The organism is Pseudomonas sp. lyk4-R2A-10 (genome assembly GCF_030209075.1).
GTDB classification, from domain to species: domain Bacteria; phylum Pseudomonadota; class Gammaproteobacteria; order Pseudomonadales; family Pseudomonadaceae; genus Aquipseudomonas; species Aquipseudomonas glycinae.
In genome coordinates, this window is the sequence record NZ_JARVSR010000004.1 from 155,640 (window position 1) to 180,891 (window position 25,252).

Below are 25,252 nucleotides of genomic sequence, written 5' to 3' on the forward strand. Positions count from 1 at the left end.
AAAGGAAAAAACCTCGGGAGGTGCGAGGTGATTTTCGAGGGATTTTCTCGGGTGTTCCGGGGGTTGTGCGGAGTGTCTACGGCAAGCTTTTCGAGGGAACCGGCCACAGCCCTTGAAGGGCCGTTGCAGATGACAGAAAGGAGAACCCGAGGATGCTGTTTTTGGCGCTCGGGTGAGATCCGGGCGCCGGCAAAAAAGTTGAAAAAACTACTGCACCAACTGGTTGATCTCGATGATCGGCAACAGCACCGCCATCACGATCACCAGCACCACCCCGCCCATCACCACGATCATCAGCGGTTCGAGCAATGCGGTCATGCCCATCGCCCGGCGCTCGATATCGCGGGACAGGGTTTGTGCGGCGCGTTCGAGCATCGGCGGCAGCGCGCCGGTTTTCTCGCCGCTGGCGATCAGGTGAATCAGCACCGGCGGGAACACGTTCTCCACTTTCAGCGCGGCCGCCAGATTGACGCCCTCGCGTACCTTGGCGGTGGCCTCATTGACGCTCAGGCTCAGACGATCATTCGACAAGGTCTGCCGCGCCGCCTCCAACGCGCGCAACAACGGCACCCCGGCGCCACCGAGAATCGCCAGCGTCGAGGCGAACCGTGCAGTGTTAAGCCCCAGCACAAAGCGCCCGATCAGCGGCAACTTCAACACCCGATGATGCCAGCTCAAGCGCGCCGCCGGATTGCGCAGATACAGGCGCCAACTCCAGAACGCCCCGGCCATGACGCCTGCGCACAACCAGCCCCACGCCCGGATGAAATCACTGGCATTGAGCATCGCCAGCGTCAGCCCCGGCAGATCCTGCCGCGCCTGGGAAAACGCATTGACCACCTGCGGCACCACATAACTCAGCAGGAAAATCACAATGCCGATCGACACCAGCCCGACCACGCCCGGATAGATGAACGCGGTAAGAATCTTGCCGCGCAGGTTGTTGCGCTCTTCGATGTAATCCGCCAGCCGCTCCATCACCTGCGCCAGATCGCCTGACTCCTCGCCCGCCGCGATCAACGCCCGGTAAATCTCCGGAAAATCCCGTGGCCGCGCCGCCAGCGCTTCGGCCAGGCGCATACCGCTGCGCACATCGGCGCGCACGGCGCTGAGGGTGTGGGCGATGTGCTTTTTCTCGGCCTGTTCGACCGTGGCACTCAGCGCGGCCTCCAACGGGAGGCTGGCGCCGAGCAGGCTCGACAGCTGCCGGGTGGCCCACGCCAGATCGTTATCCGACAGCCTGGCGCTGAACAATCCACCGCCGCCGTGCTGGGAGACATTGCTTTCCTTCTCCACCGCCAACGCCGTCAAGCCGCGACCGCGCAACACGCCAAACGCGGCGCCCTGACTCTCCGCCTCCAGATGCCCGGATTCGATCTTGCCGCTGGCATCGGCGGCTTCAAAACGATAGCGATTCATCAGGCGTCCCGTGTCACGCGAAGGATTTCTTCAGGGGCGGTGGCACCGCTGCGAATCCAGCGCTCGCCGTCCTCGCGCAGGCTGAACATCCCGGCCTTGCTCGCCGCCGCACGCAACGCCTGCTCCCCTGCGCCTTGGTGAATCAGGGTGCGGATGTCGTCATCGATGCAGAACAATTCATGAATGCCGGTTCGGCCGCTATAACCGGTGTGATTGCACGCCGCACAACCGACCGGGCGCCAGGTGCCGGGGGTCGCCGGGTCTTCCTGTTTGCACTGATTGCACAGGCGGCGTACCAGCCGCTGAGCCAAAACTCCCAACATTGAAGAGGCCAGCAGAAACGGCTCGACGCCCATGTCGATCAAGCGGTTGACCGCCGAGACCGCGTCGTTGGTGTGCAGGGTCGCGAGCACCAGGTGACCGGTCAGCGACGCCTGCACCGCGATCTGCGCGGTTTCGAGGTCGCGGATCTCGCCGATCATGATGATGTCCGGGTCCTGGCGCAAAATGGCACGCAGCGCGAGGGCAAAAGTCATGTCGATCTTGGCGTTGACCTGAATCTGGCTGATGCCCGGCAGGTCGTACTCCACCGGGTCTTCCACGGTGAGGATGTTGCTGGTGCTCGCATCGAGCCGCGCCAGTGCCGCATACAAACTCGTGGTCTTGCCGCTGCCGGTCGGGCCGGTGACCAGCACAATGCCGTGGGGCTGGCGGATCAGGTGATCGAGTTTGGCCAGCACCTGCGCGTCCATGCCCAACGTTTCGAGATGCAGGCGCCCGGCCTGTTTGTCCAGCAGACGCATCACCACCCGCTCGCCATGGCCGGTGGGCACGGTCGAGACGCGAATGTCGATCGGCCGCCCCGCTACGCGCAGCGCAATGCGCCCGTCCTGCGGCAGGCGTTTTTCGGCGATATCGAGCTGGGCCATGATCTTGATCCGCGACACCAGCGCACCGTGCAACGCCTTGCGCGGCGAGACCACGTCGCGCAGGGTGCCATCGACCCGGTAGCGCACCACCGAATGGGTTTCGAACGGTTCGATGTGAATGTCGCTGGCCTCGTCCCGCGCCGCTTGGGTGAGCAAGGCGTTGATCATGCGGATCACCGGCGCGCCGTCCTGGGTGTCGAGCAGGTCGGTGATTTCCGGCATGTCCTGCATCAGGCGATCGAGGTCGACTTCGTTTTCCGCCGCACCGACCACCGCCGCCGCGCTGCCAGTGTCGGCGTAAGCCGTGGCGAGCAAGCCGTCGAGTTCGTCATCGCGCACCCGCTCAAGCCTGGCCGCGCCGAACTGCCGGCGCACCTCGCTGATAGACCAGCCCGGCGTCGACGGGCACACCGTCAGCACGCCGTCGCGCAGCAGAATCCGCTGCGCCTTGGCCCAGGCGTAAGGCAATGCGCTCATTGCAGCGGCACCGCTTTGATGGTCGCACGCGGGCCGGACACCGGTGCCGGCACGCCTTGGGCAGTGGCCGGCAATTGCGGCGCCTGCATGTCCGGCATCGCCCAACTGCGCTCCGGTTGCAGACCGCCCTGAGCGCGGCGCATGAAGTCGTAGCGGTTCAGCGTAATACTCCGGCCCGCCGCGCTGTCGCGGATGATGTACGGGCGCAGGAACACCATCAGGTTGGTCTTGGTGATCGAGCGGCGTTCGTTGCGAAACAGTGCGCCAATCCCTGGAATGCTCGACAACCACGGCACCGCGTCATTGCTCTGGCTGTAGCCGTCCTGCAGCAGGCCGCCTAGCACCATGATCTGGCCGTCGTCGAGCAGGATGCTGGTGTCGAGCGCGCGTTTGCTGGTGACGATCCCCGCCGAGTTGGCCGCTGCCGAGGCGCGTTCGTCGATGCTGCTGACTTCCTGATAAATGTCGAGCTTCACCGTGCCGCCCTCGGAAATCTGCGGCCGTACGTTGAGCTTCAAACCGACCTCTTCGCGGGTCACAGTCTGGAACGGGTTGTTGCTGGTACCCCCGCCGCCGGTGACGTAACTGCCGCTGACAAACGGGATGGTCTGGCCGACAAAAATGCTTGCTGCTTCGTTGTCCAGGGTCAGCAGGTTCGGCGTCGACAGGACGTTGGTGCCACCCTTGCTCTTCAGGGCCCGGGCCAGCACTTTCAAATCGAGAATCTTGCCGATGCCAGGGATATCGACCGTGCCGTTGACGTAGCCGAGGTTCAGGCCTTGGGGCAGCACATCGAGGCTGGTCTTGCCGTTGAGATTGATCCCCGAACCGCCGAGGTTGGCGCCGCCGATCACGCCTTTGCCGCCGAGGTTGCCGGTCTGCCATTGCACGCCGAATTCGCTGGCGTCGTCTTCGCCGACTTCGACGATCAGGCTTTCGATCACCACTTGTGCGCGGCGCTGGTCGAGCAGATCGATGACTTCGCGCAGGTTGCGATACAGCGGCTCCGGCGCGGAAATCAGCAAGGTGTTGGTGGTCGCATCCGCCTGAATGGTCACGCCACCGGCGCTGAAGGCCACGTTCTGGTCGCTGCTTTGCGCATTGCTGCTGCCGCTGGTGGTGCTGCTGCCCTGAGCGTAACTGCCGCCGGTGCTGCCGCTGTTGGTGGTCGACGTGCTGCCGTTGGTTTGCGTACCGCTCTGGCCGTTCTGCCCGCCGCCCGAGTTGGTGGAGCTGCCCATGTTGCTGAGCACCGAGCGTGCATTGTCGCTGGTGCCGCTGTCGCTTTCGCCGGTCAACAAACCTCGCAGCGCCTGGGCCAGTTTGCCGGCCTGGGCGTTGCGCAGGTACACCACGTGCAGATTGCTGGGGTTGCTCTGGGCGTTGTCGAGTTTGTAGATCAGGTTGCGCGCCAGTTCCGTGCGCTCGGGGCTGCCGGCGCGGATGATGATGGTGTTGGAGCGAGGGTCGCCGATCACTGCGATTTTCTGCGTCGGGTCATTGCCCGGTGCGTCGAGCAGGTCGGCGACCATTGGCGCGATGTCGGCGGCGATGCCGTTCTGGATCTGCACCACGTCAGTGTCGATGGCGCTCGGCGTGTCGATGCCCTGAATCAGTTGTGCGACCCGCGTCAGGTTCTCGGCATAGTCGGTGACGACGATGGTGTTGTTGCCGGGATAAGCGTTGATCGGATTGTTCGGCGACACGATCGGGCGCAGCACCGGGATCAGGTTCACGGCGTTCTCGTATTGCAGGCGGAACGTGCGGGTGAGCATGCCGTTGCCGGCCGGTTTGTCGGCGCTGTAGATCGGCCCGCCGAGCAATTTGGCGTCGGCCTCCGGCACCACCTGCGCCACGCCGCCGACATCGACCACGCTGAAACCCTGCATGCGCAGCGCCGCCAGCAACATGTCGTAGGCCTGATGCGCCGGCACCTGACCTTCGGAGACCAGCGTCAGGTTGCCCTTGACCCGTGGATCGACCAGAAACTGCTGACCGGTCGAGCGCGACAACGCCCGCACCACCGCTTGGATATCGGCGTCGACAAAATTCAGCGTCACCGGTTGATCGCCCAACGGATTGGCCGGCAACGTCGTGCCCCGCGCCGAACCGCCACTGCGGGCGCGTTCGGTGATGTTGTGCAATTGCTTCGGCGCAGGTCTTGCCTGAGCCTGCGCACGCTCGCGGTCGAGCACCGCGTCGCCACTGCGCTGGGTGTTGGCCAGCGGCCGGCCGAGTTCGCTGTCCACCAGCAGCGGCGGTTGATTCGGTGGTGTGGTGTTGCTGCACGCGCTCAATGCCATCAACAGCATCGGCAACGCCATGCGTTTGGACCCTGACCCCTTCATGAAGCTTCCTTAGCGCCCAGCGCCTGATCCATGCGTACGGTGCCCGACAGAGTGCCGGCGGTGTCATCGGTCGCGGCGTCGTCTGCGCGTTGCAGACGAGCCTCGACCACTTGCAGTGAAAAATTCCGCGGCTGGCTCAGCAGCCAGTCGAGAACGGCGTCGGCCGGTGCCGCATCGAAGGTCAACTGCCAGCCGGCGGACGCGGCCGCCAATTGGTAATGGCCGCCCAGTCCGCTGGCCTGCAACGTTTGCTGCAGCGACTGCTCCAGGTTCTGCCCGTCGGGGCGCACGCTGACGTCGCGCAACAGCACTTCCAGCGCTTCTGCCTGGGCGCGCAATTTCGGGGTTTCGACTTGCGAGGCGGCGATCTTCTTCAGCGGCGGCTGAACCAACGCCACCCACACAAACAGCCCCAGCAACAGCGCCGCCATCCCACCGACCATGCGTTTTTCCCGCAAGGCCAGCGGCTGCCAACGGGCCTGCAACTGAGCATTGAAGCGCTGCCAACCGGCGCGGTATTTCGCAAGCGAGGGGCTATTCATCTTCGGCTCCGCTGCTGTCGTCGTTGTCGGTGGCGGCGGTCGCCTCGCCGGCCGGGCGCAGGACCCAACCGTCGTCGTTCGGGCTGATGCTGATGCCGGCCTGGGCCAGCGTGTCTTGCCAGCCCTTGTCGTTGCCCGAACGCCGGGCCTCGGGCAGCAGACTCAGTTGCAACGCGCCGTCGACAAACTCCAGCCGCTGCACCGTACCGGCCATGGACGGCATGCCGCTGCCGGCCTGCGACACCAATCGCGTGAAATCCTGCCCCGGCGCATCCACCGCGCCTTGCTGGCGAGCCGCGATTTGCTGACGGGCCTGTTGCAGCGGATTGAGGATCACCGGCAACTCGGGAAACGCCTGCTTCACCCGTTGCGCCATCTGCGCCTTGAGCTGCTGGCCCTGCCCGGCCTCGCGGGCGGCGTACAGATTCAAACCGATCACCCACACCGCCAACGCCAACGCACAACAACCGAGCGCCCTGCCCCAACCGCGATGTTCGGTGCCCGGTTGTTGAATGCCGCCGTGCAGGCCCCAGTTCGGCAACGGGCCGGCGATTCGCTGTGTGTCGGCCAATGTCGATTGCACCGTTTCTGGCGCGCAGTCACCGATCCAGTACGCCGGCAGACCGGTTTCCAGCAGCCATGCTTCGTCAATCATCGGTTGCACCTGCGCCGCATTCGGGCCGTGGCGCAGCAACAGATGATCGTCGTGCAGGCAACCGACGCCGCCCGCCATCACCGGCAAACTGTAGGCCGCCGGGTACAGGCCTTTTAGGTTCAAACCGAACTGCCCGAGGTGCTGCAAATCCTTGCGCGCCACCCAGGCAATCTGCACCTGGCCGCTTTCATTGCGAGCGCTGTGGGCGATGTGCATCTCGGCGCTGTCACCGAGCATCAAGGCTTGCGCCGCACATTGCACAGCGGCAGCGGTTTTGTTCGCGGGCAGCGGCGGCAGATCGATGCTCGCCAGCAGGCTGTCCGACGGGTGCAGAAAACACACCAGCGGTTGCTTCGGCAGCGCGCCAAGCCGCACGCGTTCCTGGCGAACGACCTGCCCCTGACGATCCAGCCACGCACAATCCACTTCACTGTCGAGACCCAGCTCCGCCAGCGGCGGCAGACTCACGCGCAACGGGCTCATACGCCCACCCGCGACCAGATCACTTGTGGCAAACGGTCTTCACTGCGATGCAACAACGCATCGAGGCTGACCCGCCGCTGATTGCGCCGCGTCTGCCCGCGCAGCCGGAACCAGTCGCTGGTGATGCCGACCTTGACGCTGGTGATCTCCAACTGGGGCAGTCGCAGGCGATTGACGAAATCCCCGCGATTGATAAACCAGCGCCCGGCGTCACGCTCATTGATCAACGCCTGCGCCCGCTCCAGCGACAGCCCCGGCACATACGCCGCCAGCACGGGCGCGGTGGCCGTGTTGCCGTTGAGCCAAGTGGTCGCCGGAATCACCGTCAGGTACGGCGCCAGTTTCGCCAACAGCGCATCGTTGACCCCGTCGACACTGCGCAAATCGTCAAGCGTGCGCAGCATCGGCGAGGTCGGCGATTGCGGTTTGCGCGACGCGGACGGCGACGTGGCGCGCCCGCTGTCGAACGTGTTTTTCGCCACAGGCTTGTCCACCACTTGGGCATTCAACAGGTGCGGATAAGAGCCGATCACCCGCTGACTGATGCGCCGGCTCAAACCGCTGCTGACACCGATCAACTCGCACAAGCGCTCGAACGCCTGCACCTGCGCATCATCGATCCGCTCGTTGGCCACCAGATTGCGCAGGTTGAACTTGCCCTGCTCGTCCTCCAGCCGCCCTTCGAAACCCTGGGTGTTCAACCGCTGCGCCCAGGGCTGATCGAGTCGAGTCAGCGGATCGCGTTGCCGCGCATCCCACAACAATTGCCGGCTGATCTCCAACCCGCCGTGCAGCACCCAACGGCCCTGCACGCGCAGTTGTTCGGCTTCCAGCGCCCGGGTCGAAACGCTCTGGCGGGTCAGCATGCCGGCGGCGATCACCGCGACCACCGCCGCGATCAGCAGCGCACTGATAATCGCCATCCCCTGCTGGTTCGATTGGCTGTTCATGACCGGCCTTACAACTGCCAGGAACCGATGTCGGCATTCACGCCGTCGCCGTCAGGCTGGCCGTCGGCGCCGAGGGAAAAGATGTCGATCTCGCCGTTGGCACCGGGATTGAGGTACTGATAAGGACGACCCCACGGGTCATTCGGCAGGCGCTCCAGGTACGAGCGCCAGTTGCTGTTCTTCGCATCGGCCGGCCGCTCCACCAGCACCTTCAGGCCCTGGCTCTGGCTCGGGTAAGTGCCGTGATCGAGGCGATACAACTTCAGCGCCTGCATCAACCCACCAATGTCCTGCTTCGCCGCCGTGGCCCGCGCCTGATCCGGCCGGTCGAGCACCTTGGGCACCACCATCGCCGCCAGAATCCCGAGAATCACCACCACCACCATGATCTCGATCAGCGTGAAACCCTGCTGCCCACGGGGCATCCGGCTCGGTCGATTGGGCTGTTTGAACTGCGCGATATCCATCTCGTCATTCCCTGGCTTGATTCGATTCGACGCGCAGTGTTGCAAGAAGATATGTCAGGGATGTTGAAAATCCTCGGGTGTTTTCGTCGTCAAGCCGTCAAGCACGGGCGTTAGCGTCAAGGGCTGCACGACTGCCCGAGCCCCCGATGCGCACCCCCTCCCCGCAAGCCGGATTCACCCTGATTGAAGTGCTCGTCGCGCTGGCGATCATCGCCGTCGCCATGTCCGCCGCTGTTCGTGTAGCGGGGTTGATGACGCAGAGCAGCGGGGTTTTGCGGGATCGCTCGGTTGCGATGATTGCGGCGCAGAGTCGGATGGCTGAACTTCGGTTGGAAGGGAAATTGCCGATGGGGGTTAAGGCGGTGGAGTGTGATCAAGGGAGGTTGTTGTTGCGGTGTGAGCAGGTGATTGGGAGGGCGGAGAATGGGCGGTTGTTGAAGGTGGGGGTGCAGGTTTTTGATCGCAGCCAGGAAGCGCCGCCGTTGGCGAGGTTGGAGACGTTGTTCAACCGCCCGGAAAGTCCCTAGCCCGCCCGAGGCGATGGCGCGACTGTAGGCAAGGGAATAATGATATGTAGCCTGAGAGAGTGCCTGAAAATCTCTTTTTAAACGTTGACGTTTATCGAACTATCAAATGTGTCACCTCACTTATAAATAAATACGTCCTTCCTATCCCGTTCCTCTTATCCCCAAAACATACCCTCTTGGGCACCAAAAATCTCAATGATGGGCAGCCAACGGACTTACCTCAACTGCACGAGGCTTTCCGATGGCCTAGTGAGAAAAGGCTTAATACTCGGACTATTTTTTCTAAAGCATTGTAACAATCAGCCGATTTTTAAGTAGTACACAAGCTTAATTCACTGACCGCCTCAGTGACCATAGACATTAAAACCACCAGGATATACGAGGCTTAATATGGTAGGACCCGAAAGCAAAGCAGCTGTAGTTGAAGTTGTTAGCTTACTGAGAGACATAAGCCCATTAGTAGCCACTGCCTCTACAGCGTTCTTTATAATCTGGGCCATACTACGCGCAAAATCGGCACACTTTCTACTAGATAAAATATGGCGCTTAATTGGCGGGGGAGCTATTAATGATCAAGACCTAAAAAAGGACTGGCTCCAAATTCGAGACTTGGAAAGCTTTCGATTTCGAACAGGAATAAAATTTAATAGTAGAAACACCTGGAGCAAAACCGTCAAATGGCTTGAATACAATGATAAAAGCATGAATGACTTATCCTTTGCAAAAGCATGGATATCGGGAAAGCCATGGGACTTTAATGAGCCTTGGCTAAAGCAAATCAACGTTTTCGTATTTTGTATTTTCCTGATGACAGTTCCTTTAATCATGGGAATGACTTACATTTTTTCTGAACAGTCTGCCATTCTAACAATAAAGGGCTCTGAAAAAACTTTTTGGACAGATGGCGTTACCGCACGAAATTTTGAACTTGCTAAGGGGACACCCCAATTCTCGGTCGATTCAGCGGCGTGCATAAATAAGAAAATTCCAGGATTGGATGATAAGGATTCATACCTAATCTGTAAAACTCTCGAACCTGAAGCGATACCGCAGCTGAAGAAGTTTATTCTGGAGCAAAAAATACTTAGCGCCTACATGGGCTTCATATGTTTGCTTGCCTTACTTATATCCGTTCGATACGCTGCAAGAGCAAAAATGGCTAAAACATTCTATGAACTTCCGCCACCAAGAATAGAGCCTACTCAATAGCTATAAACTCACAAGTACTCCTCCCAAAAAAGCAGGGACAGATGTATTTTTTAAAAAGTAGATCTGTCCCTATACCCCAACCGCAAACCAAATATCCAACGTTTATGGCGAACCACAAACCAGTTGAAGGTGCTGTCAAATGAAGGCCCCGGTTCTCCTACTCCTCGCAATATATTGCACGGGTACAAGCGCAGCGTTTGCCGGTGGCTCGCAAGCGAAAAACGACATGCATGGGCCAGCGGGTATCGCCATCGGTGAGCGCCTGATGGCGGCCAGGTCCAAGTTGATCAAACAAGGATGGAAGCCAACCCGAATGCACACCAGCGATGGCTACGAATACAGTGGTATCGAGCGCGAGCTGGCCGCTCACAATTTCCTGGAACTCGATACCTGCTCGTTTGATAGCTCGCGCTGCATCCTGTTCTATTCAAAGAAAGGCGCCTGCTTGCGCGTTGACACCATAGGTGAACAGCTCAAAGACATGACGGTTACGCGATGGACCGATGAATGCCCTGATGCGCCGTAAGAGACACGTAGCGGCAACGCGGGTTAAGCAACAAAAGGGGACCGATTGAAATGAATCAGTCCCCTCTTCCCTTACGAGCAATAGCTAAGTGTCAGGTAGCAAAGCCATCGCTACCCGCCCAAATCCCCCCAGGTTTCAACGTCGCACACGATCTCTCTCAAGCAGAGGCCAGAAGCCATCATTGCCGCGAAAATGGTATCGTCCCCTCCTTTTTCAAATTTCTGACAGATTATGAATATCGTCGAATCCTCAATCCGGGCCGTTGCTCCCGCACCGGGCATCGCTGAATCAATGGATACCTGACATGCCCAACACGTCGCAGAACGCGAGATTTAACGAGTTGCTGGCTGTGAGCGAAGCCAGTATTGACAGCGCCGAATCCACAGCCGACCTGTTGAAGGTGATCCACGCGTTCGCCTCGTACGATGGCCCGCTCAAATTCAATTGCACACGCGCATGGTGGTTTTTTGGTACTGGCCTGCTATTGATAGCGGGCGCTGTAGCTCTTTTGGGTTATATGAACCGCTATCCCGTGGTTTCTTTTTTTCAACGTCTGCACATTGAGCCTGGCTTGGTCGGCGCAGTCGCTGGTGTGCTGGGCCTAGGGTTCGCCATTGGGAGCATGAATTGGATGTCATCCAAAGCTGAGCGCTTGCCAGCGCTTAGCCGCACAATTGCTGAATTGTCCTCCTACTTCCACAACGGGTTGCTGTTCATGGAAGAAAACTCGAACCGGACCCTCAACGAACTGGATGCGCAATTTGGTGACTACAGCCGGGGCAACTACAGCCGCGAGCTGGTCGAATCAATAGAAGGAGTGTTTGCCGGCACGCTGCGCGAACTCCCTTACCACTACCGCCAGTTGCACTACGTCAACAAACGGCATGTGCAAGTCACAGTGACCGACAAAGATGGTAAAACCAGAACAGAGACTCGAGTGGTGTATGACCACTACGACCGGTACAGCTTGGTTTTCGACTTTCCCTGGGTCACCGGAATATCGGTCAGATCCGATGACCAATCAGAGAACGACTATTCATGGTCGATGGACACAGCTTCTCCCGACTTTAATAAATCGTTCTGCTTGACAGGGCAGAGCGAGATACTCTGCGCGAAATTCATCAAACCTTCGACAGTGCTGCATTTGTTGAAGCTATTTGAAATCCTCGATCGTCCGAACCTGGAGTTCTCCGACGATGGCTTGCTCTGCCTCAGCTTCGCGAGCAGCGACCTGCTCGCGTTCGGCACGAAGTATTCGCTGGCTTCACCCAACGAGTTTTACGCAGAAATTTCTGCGGGTATCGAACTGCCGCGCCTGATGTCAGTGCTCCAATGGAGCCATGCACTCACTGAGCTGCACGATGACAACTTTACCTTTACCGCCTCTCCCCCAAATAAATGCAAAGAGAAGTAAGCCATGGACATTGCACTCATACTCTCCGCTGTTATCGCTGTAATCATCATCTTGGTGGGGTTGGGCATCTACAACGACATCATTGCCCGACATAACGGGGTACAACGTGCCTGGTCGGACGTCCTGGTTTACGAACGCCAGAAGACAAAAGTTCTCGATCAACTGCAAAAAGTGTTCGCAGACTTCATGATTTTTGAGTCCAGCCTCCTCGAAAAAATCACCGGCCTGCGCAGCGCCATTCACGCCCTTCCTGCTGGCGCGAACGGCAACGCACTCAGCAACGTTGAAACCGCGTCGAGGGAGGTGATGGGTGGTTTGCGCATCGCTTTCGAGGCATACCCCGACCTGAAAGCATCCGAAGCAGCCAACAACATGATGCGTGAAATTGCCGAACAACAAGAAAACGTCGGCGCGGCCATCACCATCTACAACCGCAACGTCGAACTGTTCAACAACGCCATCGAAATGTTCCCAGCCTCAATCGTCAATGGCCTGTTCAACAAGAAAACTCGCGTAACACCGTTCACCGATACCGAAGCTTCGCAAGGCTTCTCCTACACCCCGAACATCTAACACTTGTAGTGCTTCAAACCATCACCCGTGAGGGTGATGGTCGACCACCTCCCTCCTTGACCGAACACGATATCCGTGACCAACCCATAACCTTTTGGGAGCCAGTCCACGGCAGCTCCTGCAGGTTTGGGGCGCCCGCAAATTGTGCATTCACCCCAAACCCTGTGGGAGCGGGCTTGCCCGCGAAGGCGCCAGAACGAACACCCAATTAATAACCAGGTGCTCCAGATCCGAGCATCACCCCGGTAACTGCAAATTATCCAACGCCCGATTCACCGCCAACTCCCCGAGCATGATCAACTGCGCAATCCCCACCAACGCCCGACGCTGCGAAGCCGGCACCAGACTGGCGATGTTCTGGGCAATGGTTTGGGCCGAAGCGAGTGTTTCACTGGCATCAATCAGCAGTTCTTCGTTTTTGTTGTCCGCAGTCACGGCATACATCCCGCGGGTTCTGCGTGGGGGCGGCGTGGAGCCGGGCGGACAGAGGTAATGGTCGAGCGCGCGGTCGGCGGCTTCGTGGAGTTTTCTGGAATCGATGGATTCGTAGGGGGAAACCGAGTCGGTTTCGGGCGGGTTGGGTGTTGGTTTGATCATGGTGAAGCTCCTTGATGACTGGAGCCGCCACCGTTCGCGGTCAAACAAACAGGGTGGCAGCTGTACGCGGGTTGACCGACCGGACATCAAGGAATCCGGCACACCCGAAGGTGTCCCACGCACAGCCACCGCGACATGATTTCAGACAATGCCTGAACACGTGCAGAACGCTGGTGCGCCTTGATGTTGGGCGGACGGTCAAATCCGATCACTGATTCGTCAGCGACCGCACCACATTAGAACCCGTCCCCAAAGCGCACAAGCCGGCGGATTCTGGCGTAGCTGTAGGCAACGGCGCAAGGATATGTAGCCTGAGAGAGTGTCTGAAGATGTTTTTTTAAACGTTGGTGTTTATCGGAATTCTCATTGCGTCTCGGCCCCCCACGACAGATCCGTCCCCTTGCCCCAACAAACGTAAGCGTCCGGCGAACACATCCCCCTGAAGCTGATAGGGAGCCATCGCCTCCATTGAACCGAAGCAGTAGTGGTTATGCGGAATCTGTTCTCTGCATAATGACTGACCGGCCATGTTTAGGGTGCTTGTTATGCCAGCCTCCACTGATCAAAACTCCGCTGTCGTTTTATGCGCAGCTTCCATTAACGACCTGGAAGATCTGGTGGCCATTAGGATTGAGGCCATGCGCGAGAGCCTTGAACGGCTTGGACGATTTAACCCAGATCGTGCGCGCGAACGATTTGTTGCTGGGTTCGACGTTAACAGCACTCGCCGCATAGAAGTATCAGGTGATCTGGTCGGTTTTGTCGTAATCAAAGACCACCAGAGCGAGCTTTTGCTTGACCACTTGTATGTAATACCCAGTGCTCAAGGAGGAGGAATCGGCTCTAAAGTTCTTAATCAGATTTTCAGAGAAGCTGATGAGATCGGGCGTCCCATCAAGGTCGGTGCTCTCAAGGAAAGCGCTTCAAATCGTTTTTACACTCGCCATGGTTTCGTGTTCGTCGAAAGCGGTGAATTCGATAATTATTATGTCCGGGCTAACGGCAATGCCGGTGATTTGGGCGACTAGGCAGGTCTTGATACGGCTGCCGGTCAGAGTAAACAAAGGGGGTCAGGCCCACTGTTCCTTTATGTGAAACTATCAAATGAAGACCACGATCCTCCTGCTCCTCGCAATTTATTGCACGGGCACAAGCTTGGCGTTCGCCGGCGGCTCGCAAGCGACAAACGACAAGCACGGCCCAGCAGGCATCGCCGTCGATGAGCCCTTGGTGTCGGCCAGGTTCAAGTTGATCAAACACGGCTGGAAGCCAACCCGGATGCACACCAGCGATGGCTATGAATACAGTGGTGTCGAGCTCGAACTGGCCGCACGCAATTTCCTGGAACTCGATACCTGCTCGTTTGATAGCTCGCGCTGCATCCTGTTCTATTCAAAGAAAGGCGCCTGCTTGCGCGTCGATACCATGGGTGAGCAGCTCAAAAACATGACGGTTACGCGATGGGCCGATAAATGTCCTGATTCGCCTCTAGCCCCAAATAGCGGCGACTCCGGCTAGTGACTGGCTCGTTGTAGCCGCCATCCTGGAACCCGCCCACCGCAAAACCGCACTGGGGATTGCGCAGGTGGTGATGCTGGGGGAACTGGCGGTGAATCAGGCGCTGGATCATGTTGAGGTGAGGATGTGATCGGCTGATCGCTGTAGTCCAACTGCCGGAAAGAAAATGGCCGAGGTTGTCAGGGGTAACTGACGACCTCTAGCTCAAACGGGACTGATCCTTTGCTATCAGGCGACTTGTTGAATAGCGTGGAAATAAATTTCTCGGGCTGCGTCCCTATGGAGGTCAAGCGAAGGATAGAAGTGAATTTCGTGTTGAAACTCCGGCCATTGACCAGACTGTTGTCTGCATAAAAATGCGACTTCTGCCTCTACTGTCTCCAGATCCCGTAGCGTCGTGATATTACCTTCGAGTTCGGCAGTCCAAATACTGAGATTCAATCTGTGTCTTAACTTTTTCCATTTGTACCCATGGTAGCCGCCTTTACCTTTAGCCCGAAAACCAAACGAAAGGCGCGAAGACATCGGTTGTGAGGCGACTCCCACGTAAAGGAGCTTGCCGGCTGCTGACAACGTGTACAGCTTTGGGTGTTTTTTGGTACTCGCGGGTTTCGAAAATTTGCATACCGCTCCATCCGAAAAAAGTCGGTAGGGGCCATCGTCAAAGAGCTCAAGATGATATGTCTGCGGGGTATGTAGCTTCACGCTAAGAGGCTCCAATTTTCCAATAACAGGGGGCTTTTTGATGTTCAGCCTCCCCCATTCTCTGTTGCAGAATTTATGGGCGTCTTACCTGCTACAAGTCGCGGCCATAGCTGCAAATCAACTGCGAAATGATTGGGCCTTGAACATATCCAGCCACCAGGGCTAAAAACACCATGCCTAGCAGCATTGCGCTCACAGCTCGCGTCCATCCAAAATCGTGCAAAGTCTTCTGCATACGAGTTATCAAGAATGCAAAACCTAGGTAGCCGATGACCACAAACCAGTCTGAGTTATAGGCCATCTGATTACCCCGGATGGCCGCGTGCACGGCCGTCTCATAGCCATCTAGCGTGCAGCTTTGGGCGATAGCGCTGAAGCGCGCACCAAGAGCTGGCATCTCGAGGAGCTTTAGCACAACAAGCCAAGCTGAGAGATAGAAAAAGGTGTTAACACTCACCGTCATTTGGCGAGGTGTTCCAAGCACACGAGCGGCAACACCGAAACATACCCCATAGATCGCAATCAGGAACCAGTTCATCAGTGTCATCATACCGGCAAGTTCGAGACTTGGTTTCACCCCTGCAGACCTCAGGGCTGGTAACCCTAAAACGCCCAGTCCGATAGCCACGACGACGCCGAACAGACATGCCCGCGCGCAGATCTCTGACCTGGTTTTCATCAATTCCAAAAAAGACGTGTTGGACTGAAAGAGTATCTGTGCATCCTTTGCGGTAGCCGCTACGGTGGGCCACAGCTTTCCTAATACCAGCTCTAGCATTTTTTCAATCAAGATCTCGCTCCTTCGATATGTCGATCTAAAAGGAACGCAGTGTAGGCTAATGCGGTGAGGCGATTCCATTTTGCCACGCATGCTGAGGTGACGTGATTGGCTGGTCGCAGTAGCTTATTAGACAGAAAGAAAATGGCCGAGGTTGTCAGGTGTGAGTGACGACCTCGGCCAAATGAGCATTTCTACCTTTTGCGGCACCTCTCGACGTCATCCTGAGTCTTCAGGCCTGTGTCTATCCCCAAGCGGTATCCGCAGTAATCAATAATCCATCCCCGCTCCTCTGCCGTCAGGCGTTCTACCTTCCTGATCTCTCCATCGTTGGCGTGAATGTTGTAGAACTTCATCTGAAACGTCGGGTGCTTCTTGATGAAGACAATGGTCTCGATGTCCCCGTCCTCAAGGGCTTCGTAGTAGCCGACGTAAAGCATGGACACTAGGGCGAGGATCGCCGCGATTAAAAGCTTTTTCATTCTTGTAGTGCCTTCGTCCGTAGCCCCTCCGAGCGTTAAAACGAAGGTGAACCCAGGTTATTTTAGAATTCCCGATTTCCCCACAGCAGCAAGCACCGTCATCGCAGAAAGCAGCACAATTGCGCTCCATTGCATCAATACAAGTTTCTGCCTGAGTGGCGCCGGAAAGTTGCTTACGTCCTCTACGCTCAGAGTGCCACGGCGAGTGTAGAAATTTGCAAATGTGACGAGCCCGGATGCACCTCCGACCAAAAGCAGCCTTCCCCAAGCTCCGCCGTGTTTCAGTGTAGCCAACTTGACTCCAGCAGAGCTGTTCTTGAGGTTCTCAAGGATCAAATCCATTTTGGTGTTACCGATATACAGGGCAACACCGATCCAAACGATCAGCAGAGCAATGACCACAACACACATACCGCCGACAATGAGTTCTGCAGTATTCATTTCGTAACCTCGTAAATCATTTCACCTGCCAGTTCACCAGTGGCACCTCCTACGGCACCGCCAGCATATGAGCCTGCTGCTACGACTATTACGCCGCAAGCCAGAGTCCCTAGGCCACCAGTAGGCACTCCAAGCCCTACACAAATCGCACCTACAACAGGGGCTGTCAAAACTGCCCCTGTTGCCGCGCCGCCGGCCACCCCTCCAATGAAGCTACCGCCCTCCGTGTATTTAATCTTTTCACAGGCGTCTTTGTTGCCTGCCGCGCAGACTTCTTGAACCTTCATGTAAGAAGCCCCACCCCCTACGGCTGTACCCACCCAACCACCGTACTTCACAACCTTGGCTGCTCTGGCGACACCTTCTGCGTGAGTGGCGTACCCGGGAATCTGTCCCGGAGCACCGGCCAGAGTCCAGTGATGCACTAGGCTTTTGCTTGAGATGCCGAGGGCAGATTTCAGACTTGGATGATCAGGGAAACCGATGCCCTTTCTGGTTAACCCGGTGAGCTGTCTATCAAGCTTGGCGAATAGTCGTGCACGCTCGTTGAAAAACTCCGAACTACGCAAGTGACCGTCACGCTGAAAGCTTTTCTGATGCAGCGTTTCGATTTCCTTTAGCGACGTTTTCACGTCTTCAAGGTTCTTGGCGAAGATCGATTCCCCCACACCGATTGATGTTGAGCCTTGCGAAAGAACGGATTCTATCTGGCTCCGATAGCGGACCATGAAACTCGCTTCTTCGTCGGACATGGGCTTGAGTGCCGCGTCCACTTTCTGAGCCGCTTCCATGAGCAACGCTTCTTCACGTGTGCACTGGGGATTGTTCGGATCGCTCAATACGATGAGCTGCCCGGGCTTGGCGTAACCGGTGACGTGAGGGTTGAGGCGCGAGAATTTCTCAAGCGTTGCGCCGTCCGGCTTATCGAACAACGCAGCTTCCAGTGCAGAGCGCGGCATGACTTGCTGAACAATGTAGAAACCAGGTTCAGCTATTGGCTTTGCAGCCGCCGGTTTCTCAGCCGGAGCCTCAGGGTATTCCGCCCAGTGCTTGGCGTGCAGGTCGGTCGGTTCTACGCCACGGTAGACCTTTTTTCTTGGCGGGTTAGGTTGCGCGGGCCTCGGTACGTTTCCAACTTCACTCATGAATCATCCTTGTTCACTTCGGGAATCCCGGCTTGGGTTTCTGACTGTCCGACGCTATCGAAAAGCCCAAGTGCCGGCTGTAAGACAAAACCTAAAAAGCTGTGCCCAAACGGCTGATTCCTGTCATTCGCGGGGTGCGCAGGATAACTGGTGAGGGAGGATCGTTGTATAGCAGCAGATGGCCATCCACGGTGATTGCGGCCCGACTATTCTGTGTTTAGCTGCCATTACGTCCAATAACGACAGCTACTTTCGGCCAGAAGCAGATTCCACAAGCAGCCTCTTACGACCAGAAACTGCTACTCCCCTTGGCCGCTCCCTACGGTCAGACGACCTGACTAGATGTTTTAGAGATTTTAATTAGATCTAATCAGGTTCTCGGATAGCGTTCAGTCTGAGGAGTAAGCCGCTCTGCAATTTCTTGCTGGCCCGGCCAGCTATATTAGCTTTGCGATCGATCTTTCCATGCCAACGGAATTAAGGCATTAGCCTCTCGAAATTCCGGTAGCACATGTACGTTTTTTAGATTGCTGAAAACATCGACCGGTACGTGTTCAAGAACAATCATCTGAAACTCTGTGTCATGCTTCGATTTCATCCGAGTTATAAAGTTATCCAGCATCACAAAAGCTTGACTGACCCGGGCAGCATCGGAACTTTTTAAGTGAGCCTCATCCTTAACTTTCTCCTCACCATAGTACGGGCGACTAGGTTGATCAATAAATAGAAAGTTTGGAACAAAGCGGGAGTTATTGACTACCGATGCCTCATGCAATGCGAGAAACAAAATCAGATGCATGAACATATGATTAGAGCTGCTTCCAACATTTTCAACAAGTGAGGACTGGGGCTTTCTAAGCTGTAAGACATTGTGCTTAAAACTAAACGCCGGGTGCCAAGTAATGTAATTATCCATGACAAAATCGGCTTCTACCAGCAAAGCTTGTGCGATATCATCTATTTGACGATTGATATTTTGTCGAACTTCGATTACATCTTGAACATTGATCTCATCGGCTGCTTTCTGCAACTCTAAAATCTTACCACTATAACTCTCTCGATCATCGCTTGATACCTCATGATACGACTCCAACTTGGCCTCGATCTTCCCGATAAACCTAGCGTGATCAATCACGGTAGTAAATGACTTCGCTTTTTTAGGTAAAGAGTCTATGAGTTTTTGGTGCTCATTCTTCTCAGCTTCCAAATCCCGCAGCATATTTGCAACCTGTGTGTCTACAGGTTGCTTAGTCGCAGTGGCTAGCTTTAATGCACGCAGATCAGCATTTAGACCACTTATCAAGTCATCAAAAATTTCTGTTTTGACAAGCTGATCTGTCTGATTAAGCAGCGTTTCTAGCGGTTTTAAACTGTCGAGCGTGAGTTTAAGCGTCGCCTTGTATTGTTTGTGCTCATCGGTAAACTCTCGAAGCTTTCGCATTTTTCGGTTGAGCTCAAACATTTTTGCCTTCGCGTCGGCAAAGCGTTTTGCATCTTGGCCAGAGGCTTCTGGAGAGGGGCACCTATCTACAATGCTTTTCAAAAAATCGATGTCGACGACTTTTGGGACTTTTTCGATTAAGCCATATTCGGCAGCGGTAGCAGCGATTTCTCTCGCTTCACCCTCGAACAGACTCTTTCCGCTTGAAAGTTTTTCCTTCTTTTTCTCTAGGCTGTCAATCTGCCGCAGGATGTCTTTTTTTCGTTCGCGAGCACCGATATTATCGAGACTATCAATACCTAGGCTAAGATCTAGAACTTGAGGAAGTGCCACCCGATACCGGTCTTTCTGCTGATTATCAAAATAAACCTCGCTGTTGGTAATAGTGTTTTCCGAAATTGTATTCATTAGCATGAAATATCGGAATGACATCTGTGTTCCTTGCTTAAGTCCACGTCCGCCCCAGAGAACAACGCTACTATCCAACCCAAACTCTGCTTGAAGGATGGCTTTGATATCGTCGCTCTTAGCGTTAGGCTCAGGAACATCAGGCATTGTACCAATGCCTGAAAAATAAAGTTGATCAGATACGTTTTGGGCAGTCGGGCTTTTTCTAGCCACGACGAAGGTCTTGTCATTGATATAGAACTGCAGGCCGTACCACGCGACATTATCATTGATTACATCGTGGGGCAGCTTATGTTCGCTAGAAAGTAGACAGTAATCAATAATATGCAGCAGAGAGGTTTTGCCGCGACTGCTCCCCCCTGTAAGGATATTAATCCTTCCACGCTCAAAATCTACATCACGCACTTCTTTATATTTAGACCACAGGCGGATTTTATCAATACCAAATTTCACAATTGAACTCGCAAATTTAGATATAATTCTTCTTCGGAAGATTTGAGAAGGTGAGAAATCTCTCGTGCTGCGTTTGCAATAAGTTCTGCTCGCTTCCCAAGCGCATGACTCGCTTCAAAAGGTTTTGCTTTACAGATATTACCGTCGTAATTAATTACGCCTAATTCATATAGTAGCTGCAGGCCATTAAGTGTATGAGTTAGACTTGCATGAAAACGCTGACTGAAGTTATGTACAAAGTCAGGTCTAATTGCTGTCAGGGATGAAATCTCTCGCGAACGAGTATTCCCATTTGCTAAATATTTTATGGTGGGGGAATGCATTGCGAGAGGCATTACAAGTAATGCCTTAGGAAGAGAGAGTGTGTGGCAATGATTCAGTGTCATTCCGATAGCCACCGCTGCGATGCCGGAGTTATTGTATCCACTCCAAGTCAAAGTGCTTTTTTCGCTCATGCTCAAAATTTCTCCCAGTCTCTATGCCAACCAATTCGCCCTATATCTGAAAGCTCATATAATTCACCATTGGAATACTCGGTGCTAAGCTCGTCCTCGCCAAGCTTGTATTTTTCCTGGCGCATTTTATTAACAATTGCCTGCCCCTTTTCTTTGACTTCATCCGACTTACACCCCCGGTAAGCCATGCGGTGATTATTTTTCCATCTTAGATGCACTTCGTGGTGGAGCGCTTGCACTTCATCATAAACCACCTCTCCACTCTGTTCCCACTGCTCTAAGCTACGCGCCAATCTTACTTTATGCGTAGAGTACTCAGTGATGATCTCATCTTCGTGATCATATACGTCATCGATTGATAGTAATTGTTGAATGAATGGCTGCCTGAGCAAATCATCAGGAAGAGCTGGTTCAAATCGAAGACTGGAGAGTTTGTTATTCCGCGCATCTTGAAAAATATTACAATACTTATTATTAAAATCATCAAAAAATACGGAAAAAGCCTTACCACTCAATATTGTTATGTAGTTACTGTCTCGTATATTGGTATTAAGGCGCTCGTAAACCTCATCAATTTTTCGAGGTGGAATAAATTTTTCAGCGATTGAGTTTTTTATCTTTTGAATGATTTCTGTCTCAGAAAGCTCAAAATGAATCTTCTTGAGAAAATCCCGCTTTACTGCTGCGGAAAGATCGCCAACTGTTCTTATATATCCCTTAATTGCGTCGTCAGATGTTGACGCCTGCAGCTCGGAGATCCTTGACAGAACTTTCTGGAGATTCTCTGGTGTATCATCTTCAACGTAAAAAGCTAATAGCTTCCCGAACTTGTTAGAGCTGCTTTCGCTTTTGTTAGTTACAAGATGAAATTCAGTTTTAGAGATAAATTTTAGCTGAGCTATTTCGTCTGCGCGGTCGGCATTTGGATCAGAGATGACTTTTGCCCAATTATGAAGCGTCTTCCAAAGATCGACATCGAGCTCTGTGAGGGCGACAGGATTTCCATCAGCTTGTTTCTGAATTGTATGTTTCAGTTGAAAAAGGAGCTGTAGATCACCATCAACATCGGTGTGAACATCGTCCTTGATTTCTAGACCAACAGACTGACCTTTCCTTAGGTTTAATATCTTGTAAAGAAAATAGTAGTACTGGTAGTCGAAGCCCGCGCTAGCACCTGGTGCGGCAGTCTTCTCCATGAATGTTTTTGATGTTCCCATTCATATATCTCAGTGTGTGCATTTCCGTAAGGCCATGATTGACAATTACTGAGAACGCCATCCATGACTTATTCATCGGAACATGAGGCCATGGTTACTGAATAGATGCAACTATTTTGACATCACTTTGCTTGAATTCGTAATTGAGCACAGCCGCGCAGGCAAAAAAATGTATATGCATACAGTGTTTAGCAAATTAACTGTACATATATACACATCTCGTACGATTGCGTCTGATCTGCCAGTTTGGGTATTTGCCAAGCACTCCCTCCGTGGAAATTGATCTTTAGCAAAAATTTGTCCTAAAGAAGAATCCCCCACTTTTCCTAAATTAAACGACTGTTTCTGGTCGAGGCCAGTCGTTCATAAACGTCCGCTGTGGGCCAAAAGCGGACATCTAAGGAACGCTTCTTTCGGTTGGTCAAAAGCAATCAAGCACGCCCCCTGCGATCCAGTCCCCACCACCCGACTGAGACATCAAACAACTGCCTCCCCGAAAAAATCACGGCCTAACCAACCTAGGCATCTCCACCCCCTCCCCCAACCTCTCCACCTCCAACCGCACCCGCTCCCCACCCTGCTCAATCACCACCCCATCCCCCTCCACCGCCACCAACTTCACCCCAGGACTCACCCGTTCCCCCTGCAAAAAACTCCTCGGCGGCCCGTCGTTCAAACTCAAAATCGCCACCGCCCCCCGACTCCCCGCCATCACGCCACTCACCTTGATCTCCACCGGCGCCGTGCGGTTGGAAAACCACTGCAACGCCGGGTTATCGCTGCGCGCCGCAAACAGTTGCGGGGCGGCGGCCGGGGTGTGGGATTCGGCGGTGGTCAGGAGCAGGGATGACCAGGTGGCGATGCCGATCAGGGCGGCCAGCAGGGCGGCGGCCTGGATGATTTGGGGTGGGGAAAAGCGTGCGGTGTATCTCATGGGCTGAATCTCCTTTTAGTCCCGGTGACCAGACTACGCGGCAATTCTCACGGTTTTATTTCACACGCCTTACATGTTGGCCGTGCAGGATGGTTTTTTGGGACGGGGCTGGACGCAAGGGAGTGCGCATTCGATGAACCGGTGCAGGCAGCAGGGTTTTACGCTGATCGAGTTGATGGTGGTGCTGGTGATCATCGGCATCGCCAGTGCGGCAATCAGTCTGAGTATCAAGCCCGATCCGTTGCAGTTGCTGCGCAAGGACGCCGAGCGCGTGGCGCAGTTGCTGCAGATTGCCCAGGCTGAGGCCCGCGCCGATGGCCGGCCGATTGCGTGGTTGAGCGATGGCAAGGGGTTTCGGTTCAGTCGGCGCAGTGACAGTGGCAAGGGCTTTGATCATTTCGATCGGGACCCGCAGTTGCGGCCGCGTCCCTGGCAGAGTCCGAAGCTGGAGGTGCGGGTGGAGCCGAAGCAGAAAGTGGTGCTCAACGCGGAGTGGATCAATCCGCCGCTGCAGTTGACGCTGTCTGACGGGCTCAATCGGTTGAGCGTGCTGCGCGATGCTTCGGGCCGGATTAGCGTGCAATGAACAGACAACACGGTTTTACGCTGATCGAGGTGATGGTCGCGATTCTGTTGATGGCGGTGGTCAGTCTGATTGCCTGGAAGGGGCTGGACAGTGTCACCCGCGCCGACAGCCATTTGCAGGCCAGTGGTGAGCAGAGCGACAGCCTGTTGCGGGCGTTGAATCAGATGCAGCGGGATGTGGAGATGCGCGCCGGGATCGAGCTGACGGAGCCGAAGAAGGTCGGCACCGAGGATGAGCCGGCGACGGCCCCGCCTGCCGTTACGGTGCGCAGCAGTGACAGCAAGGGGTTTCGGCTGGACATCATTCGGAGCGCGGCGGATCAGCCGGGGGCTTTGCAGCGGGTGCGCTGGTGGCTCAAGGGGGACACGTTGTATCGCGCGGTGGCACCGGCGCGCAGTCGGTATCCGTTGCCGGCGCCGACTGCTGGGGTGGCGGTGTTGGGCGGGGTGAGTGATTTGCAGGTGCGGGTTTGGGAGGCGGACAAGGGGTGGCGGCAGTTGAGCGGGAATCGGCGGGAGGATCCGTTGGGGTTGGAGGTGCGGTTGACTCGGGAGACGGCGCAGGGGGTGGAGAAGTATCGGCAGGTCATGGGGCCCTTGCAGTGATCAGCTGAGGACGACTACGCCACCCGGCAACTCGGTGCATTTGACGCCGTAGGCATCGCGGATCAGCGCGCCTACGCCGGCCAGTTGGTCGAGGGAGAAACGTGCCTGAACCCGGCGTTGGCCGAGTTCGCGGTTGAGCAGCAGCAACATGCCTGGGCGATAGCGGTTGATCTCGTCGATCATCTGGCTGAGGGTTGCGCCGTTGAACACCAGCACCTGCTGCCGCCAGTTCATCACCGCTGCGGTGTCGACGCTTTGCACGGTGCCGACCTGTTGCGCGTCGTAGGTCAATTGCTGGCCCGGTTCCAGGCGCAAGCTGCGGCCTTCGACTTCCACATCCACCGCACCATCGAGGCAGGTCACGCACACCTGTTGATCGAGGTTGCGCAGGTTGAACCGCGCCCTGCTCGCCCGCAGCCAGCCGCCACCGGCCTGCATCGCCATCGGCAACCGCGCTGTCTGCACTTCGACTTCGCCGCTGACCAGTTCAAAGCCTTGCACGCCCTCATCCACCGAACGCTGGTTGATGCGGGTCTGGGTGTTCAATTCCAGGCTCAAGCCGTCGGCCGGTTCGACCCGGCGTTGCTGGCCGACTTCGGTGATGTAATCGGCGCCGAGCCCGGAGAACCCGCCCGGAATCGTGCCGCGTACCAGCAGGAATGCGGCCGATGCGGCAATCGCGCCGCCAAGAAACGCCCTTCGTCCAAACCGGCGTGGCGCCTGTGTCGCTTCCGCCGCCGGCTGCAGCAGATGCCACAAGGCCTTGCACTCTTCAAAGGCGCGGGCGTGTTCCGGGCTTTGCGCACACCACTGGCGCAGCGCTCGGGCGTCGGCGACCGTGGCGCGGCCGGAGGTCAGGAGGATCAGCCAGTCGCGGGCTTCGCTTTGCAGACGCTCGGCAGGCGTGGGCTCGGCAGGTGTCAGACGGAAGATGTTCAAACGCACAGGTACTCGACGGGTTGATCGGG

Annotated in this window: 27 protein-coding genes and 1 pseudogene; 10 read left to right on the plus strand and 18 right to left on the minus strand. The window is 55.9% G+C overall.

The annotated features are described in order from the left end of the window. Positions 1 to 207 precede the first annotated feature (207 nt). From gspF to gspG, 7 genes are read right to left on the minus strand one after another with little or no spacing between them, the layout of a single operon-like run. Positions 208 to 1,419 carry a type II secretion system inner membrane protein GspF gene (gene gspF / locus QRN46_RS08195; RefSeq protein WP_285354500.1) on the minus strand — a complete coding sequence of 404 codons (1,212 nt, stop codon included), beginning with the start codon at positions 1,417 to 1,419 and terminating at the stop codon, positions 208 to 210. Next, entirely contained in the window at positions 1,419 to 2,825 is a 1,407-nt protein-coding gene (gene gspE, locus QRN46_RS08200; RefSeq protein WP_011334556.1) for a type II secretion system ATPase GspE, read from the minus strand. Before gspE ends, gspF begins: the two co-directional genes overlap by 1 nt. Next, positions 2,822 to 5,173, minus strand: coding sequence for a type II secretion system secretin GspD (gene gspD, locus QRN46_RS08205; RefSeq protein ID WP_285354501.1), 2,352 nt, complete (start codon positions 5,171 to 5,173; stop codon positions 2,822 to 2,824). Before gspD ends, gspE begins: the two co-directional genes overlap by 4 nt. Then, positions 5,170 to 5,715, minus strand: a complete 546-nt coding sequence (locus QRN46_RS08210) for a type II secretion system protein M (RefSeq protein WP_074690249.1) — start codon at positions 5,713 to 5,715, stop codon at positions 5,170 to 5,172. The genes gspD and QRN46_RS08210 overlap by 4 nt, the downstream gene beginning before the upstream one ends. Further along, on the minus strand, positions 5,708 to 6,853 hold the full coding sequence (gene gspL, locus QRN46_RS08215; protein ID WP_285354502.1) for a type II secretion system protein GspL: 1,146 nt from the start codon (positions 6,851 to 6,853) through the stop codon (positions 5,708 to 5,710). The genes QRN46_RS08210 and gspL overlap by 8 nt, the downstream gene beginning before the upstream one ends. Continuing rightward, positions 6,850 to 7,803 (minus strand): type II secretion system minor pseudopilin GspK, encoded by a 954-nt coding sequence (gene gspK / locus QRN46_RS08220; protein ID WP_285354503.1) that lies wholly within the window; start codon positions 7,801 to 7,803, stop codon positions 6,850 to 6,852. Before gspK ends, gspL begins: the two co-directional genes overlap by 4 nt. 8 nt (positions 7,804 to 7,811) lie before the next feature. Next, positions 7,812 to 8,270 (minus strand): type II secretion system major pseudopilin GspG, encoded by a 459-nt coding sequence (gspG, locus tag QRN46_RS08225; protein WP_025109838.1) that lies wholly within the window; start codon positions 8,268 to 8,270, stop codon positions 7,812 to 7,814. 146 nt (positions 8,271 to 8,416) lie between these two features. Here gspG and gspI point away from each other — a divergent pair, with 146 nt between their 5' ends. The 5 genes from gspI to QRN46_RS08250 all read left to right on the plus strand — a co-directional run bounded on the left by gspI (position 8,417) and on the right by QRN46_RS08250 (position 12,519). Further along, complete coding sequence (gene gspI / locus QRN46_RS08230) at positions 8,417 to 8,797, plus strand: type II secretion system minor pseudopilin GspI (RefSeq protein ID WP_285354504.1); 381 nt, start codon at positions 8,417 to 8,419, stop codon at positions 8,795 to 8,797. Positions 8,798 to 9,187: 390 nt separating this feature from the next. Next, on the plus strand, positions 9,188 to 10,006 hold the full coding sequence (locus tag QRN46_RS08235; protein WP_285354505.1) for a DUF6216 family protein: 819 nt from the start codon (positions 9,188 to 9,190) through the stop codon (positions 10,004 to 10,006). A 139-nt stretch (positions 10,007 to 10,145) separates the two neighbouring features. Beyond that, complete coding sequence (locus tag QRN46_RS08240) at positions 10,146 to 10,532, plus strand: hypothetical protein (protein ID WP_285354506.1); 387 nt, start codon at positions 10,146 to 10,148, stop codon at positions 10,530 to 10,532. Between the two features lie 304 nt (positions 10,533 to 10,836). Continuing rightward, entirely contained in the window at positions 10,837 to 11,946 is a 1,110-nt protein-coding gene (locus QRN46_RS08245) for a hypothetical protein (protein ID WP_285354507.1), read from the plus strand. A 3-nt stretch (positions 11,947 to 11,949) separates the two neighbouring features. Then, positions 11,950 to 12,519: a LemA family protein gene (locus QRN46_RS08250; protein ID WP_285354508.1), complete on the plus strand. Its 570-nt coding sequence runs from the start codon at positions 11,950 to 11,952 to the stop codon at positions 12,517 to 12,519. A gap of 237 nt (positions 12,520 to 12,756) precedes the next feature. Here the strand turns inward: QRN46_RS08250 and QRN46_RS08255 are convergent, their stop codons facing one another. Further along, the gene (locus tag QRN46_RS08255; protein ID WP_119429355.1) at positions 12,757 to 13,116 is read right to left on the minus strand and encodes a DUF6124 family protein; all 360 of its coding nucleotides are present in this window, start codon (positions 13,114 to 13,116) and stop codon (positions 12,757 to 12,759) included. Between the two features lie 545 nt (positions 13,117 to 13,661). On the opposite strand from QRN46_RS08255, the gene QRN46_RS08260 reads away from it, so the two are divergent. The 3 genes and pseudogenes from QRN46_RS08260 to QRN46_RS29105 form a co-directional block, all read left to right on the plus strand. Beyond that, the gene (locus QRN46_RS08260) at positions 13,662 to 14,144 is read left to right on the plus strand and encodes a GNAT family N-acetyltransferase (RefSeq protein WP_285354509.1); all 483 of its coding nucleotides are present in this window, start codon (positions 13,662 to 13,664) and stop codon (positions 14,142 to 14,144) included. A gap of 76 nt (positions 14,145 to 14,220) precedes the next feature. Next, on the plus strand, positions 14,221 to 14,634 hold the full coding sequence (locus tag QRN46_RS08265; RefSeq protein ID WP_285354510.1) for a hypothetical protein: 414 nt from the start codon (positions 14,221 to 14,223) through the stop codon (positions 14,632 to 14,634). 16 nt (positions 14,635 to 14,650) lie between these two features. After that, positions 14,651 to 14,764 (plus strand): annotated as a pseudogene (locus QRN46_RS29105) (DUF6124 family protein); the annotation flags it as partial. Between the two features lie 98 nt (positions 14,765 to 14,862). Here QRN46_RS29105 and QRN46_RS08270 read toward each other — a convergent pair. The 9 genes from QRN46_RS08270 to QRN46_RS08310 form a co-directional block, all read right to left on the minus strand. Beyond that, complete coding sequence (locus QRN46_RS08270) at positions 14,863 to 15,339, minus strand: hypothetical protein (RefSeq protein WP_285354511.1); 477 nt, start codon at positions 15,337 to 15,339, stop codon at positions 14,863 to 14,865. 91 nt (positions 15,340 to 15,430) lie between these two features. Further along, entirely contained in the window at positions 15,431 to 16,129 is a 699-nt protein-coding gene (locus tag QRN46_RS08275) for a hypothetical protein (RefSeq protein WP_285354512.1), read from the minus strand. Between the two features lie 182 nt (positions 16,130 to 16,311). Continuing rightward, positions 16,312 to 16,599, minus strand: a complete 288-nt coding sequence (locus QRN46_RS08280) for a hypothetical protein (protein WP_285354513.1) — start codon at positions 16,597 to 16,599, stop codon at positions 16,312 to 16,314. Between the two features lie 57 nt (positions 16,600 to 16,656). Further along, positions 16,657 to 17,040 carry a hypothetical protein gene (locus QRN46_RS08285; protein WP_285354514.1) on the minus strand — a complete coding sequence of 128 codons (384 nt, stop codon included), beginning with the start codon at positions 17,038 to 17,040 and terminating at the stop codon, positions 16,657 to 16,659. Beyond that, positions 17,037 to 18,185, minus strand: a complete 1,149-nt coding sequence (locus QRN46_RS08290; RefSeq protein ID WP_285354515.1) for a hypothetical protein — start codon at positions 18,183 to 18,185, stop codon at positions 17,037 to 17,039. The genes QRN46_RS08285 and QRN46_RS08290 overlap by 4 nt, the downstream gene beginning before the upstream one ends. A 442-nt stretch (positions 18,186 to 18,627) precedes the next feature. Then, positions 18,628 to 20,487 (minus strand): DUF3732 domain-containing protein, encoded by a 1,860-nt coding sequence (locus QRN46_RS08295; RefSeq protein WP_285354516.1) that lies wholly within the window; start codon positions 20,485 to 20,487, stop codon positions 18,628 to 18,630. Further along, the gene (locus QRN46_RS08300; RefSeq protein ID WP_285354517.1) at positions 20,484 to 20,942 is read right to left on the minus strand and encodes a three component ABC system middle component; all 459 of its coding nucleotides are present in this window, start codon (positions 20,940 to 20,942) and stop codon (positions 20,484 to 20,486) included. The genes QRN46_RS08295 and QRN46_RS08300 overlap by 4 nt, the downstream gene beginning before the upstream one ends. Before the next feature lie 2 nt (positions 20,943 to 20,944). After that, complete coding sequence (locus QRN46_RS08305; RefSeq protein WP_285354518.1) at positions 20,945 to 22,159, minus strand: dsDNA nuclease domain-containing protein; 1,215 nt, start codon at positions 22,157 to 22,159, stop codon at positions 20,945 to 20,947. A gap of 502 nt (positions 22,160 to 22,661) precedes the next feature. Further along, entirely contained in the window at positions 22,662 to 23,093 is a 432-nt protein-coding gene (locus tag QRN46_RS08310; protein WP_285354519.1) for a type II secretion system protein N, read from the minus strand. 133 nt (positions 23,094 to 23,226) lie between these two features. Here QRN46_RS08310 and gspH point away from each other — a divergent pair, with 133 nt between their 5' ends. Together gspH and QRN46_RS08320 are read left to right on the plus strand one after the other, a co-directional pair. Continuing rightward, entirely contained in the window at positions 23,227 to 23,679 is a 453-nt protein-coding gene (gene gspH / locus QRN46_RS08315; RefSeq protein WP_011334577.1) for a type II secretion system minor pseudopilin GspH, read from the plus strand. Then, complete coding sequence (locus QRN46_RS08320) at positions 23,676 to 24,284, plus strand: type II secretion system protein GspJ (protein ID WP_285354520.1); 609 nt, start codon at positions 23,676 to 23,678, stop codon at positions 24,282 to 24,284. Before gspH ends, QRN46_RS08320 begins: the two co-directional genes overlap by 4 nt. Here the strand turns inward: QRN46_RS08320 and QRN46_RS08325 are convergent, their stop codons facing one another. Then, complete coding sequence (locus QRN46_RS08325; RefSeq protein WP_163975562.1) at positions 24,285 to 25,223, minus strand: FecR family protein; 939 nt, start codon at positions 25,221 to 25,223, stop codon at positions 24,285 to 24,287. It abuts the gene before it with no gap. Between the last annotated feature and the right edge of the window lie 29 nt (positions 25,224 to 25,252).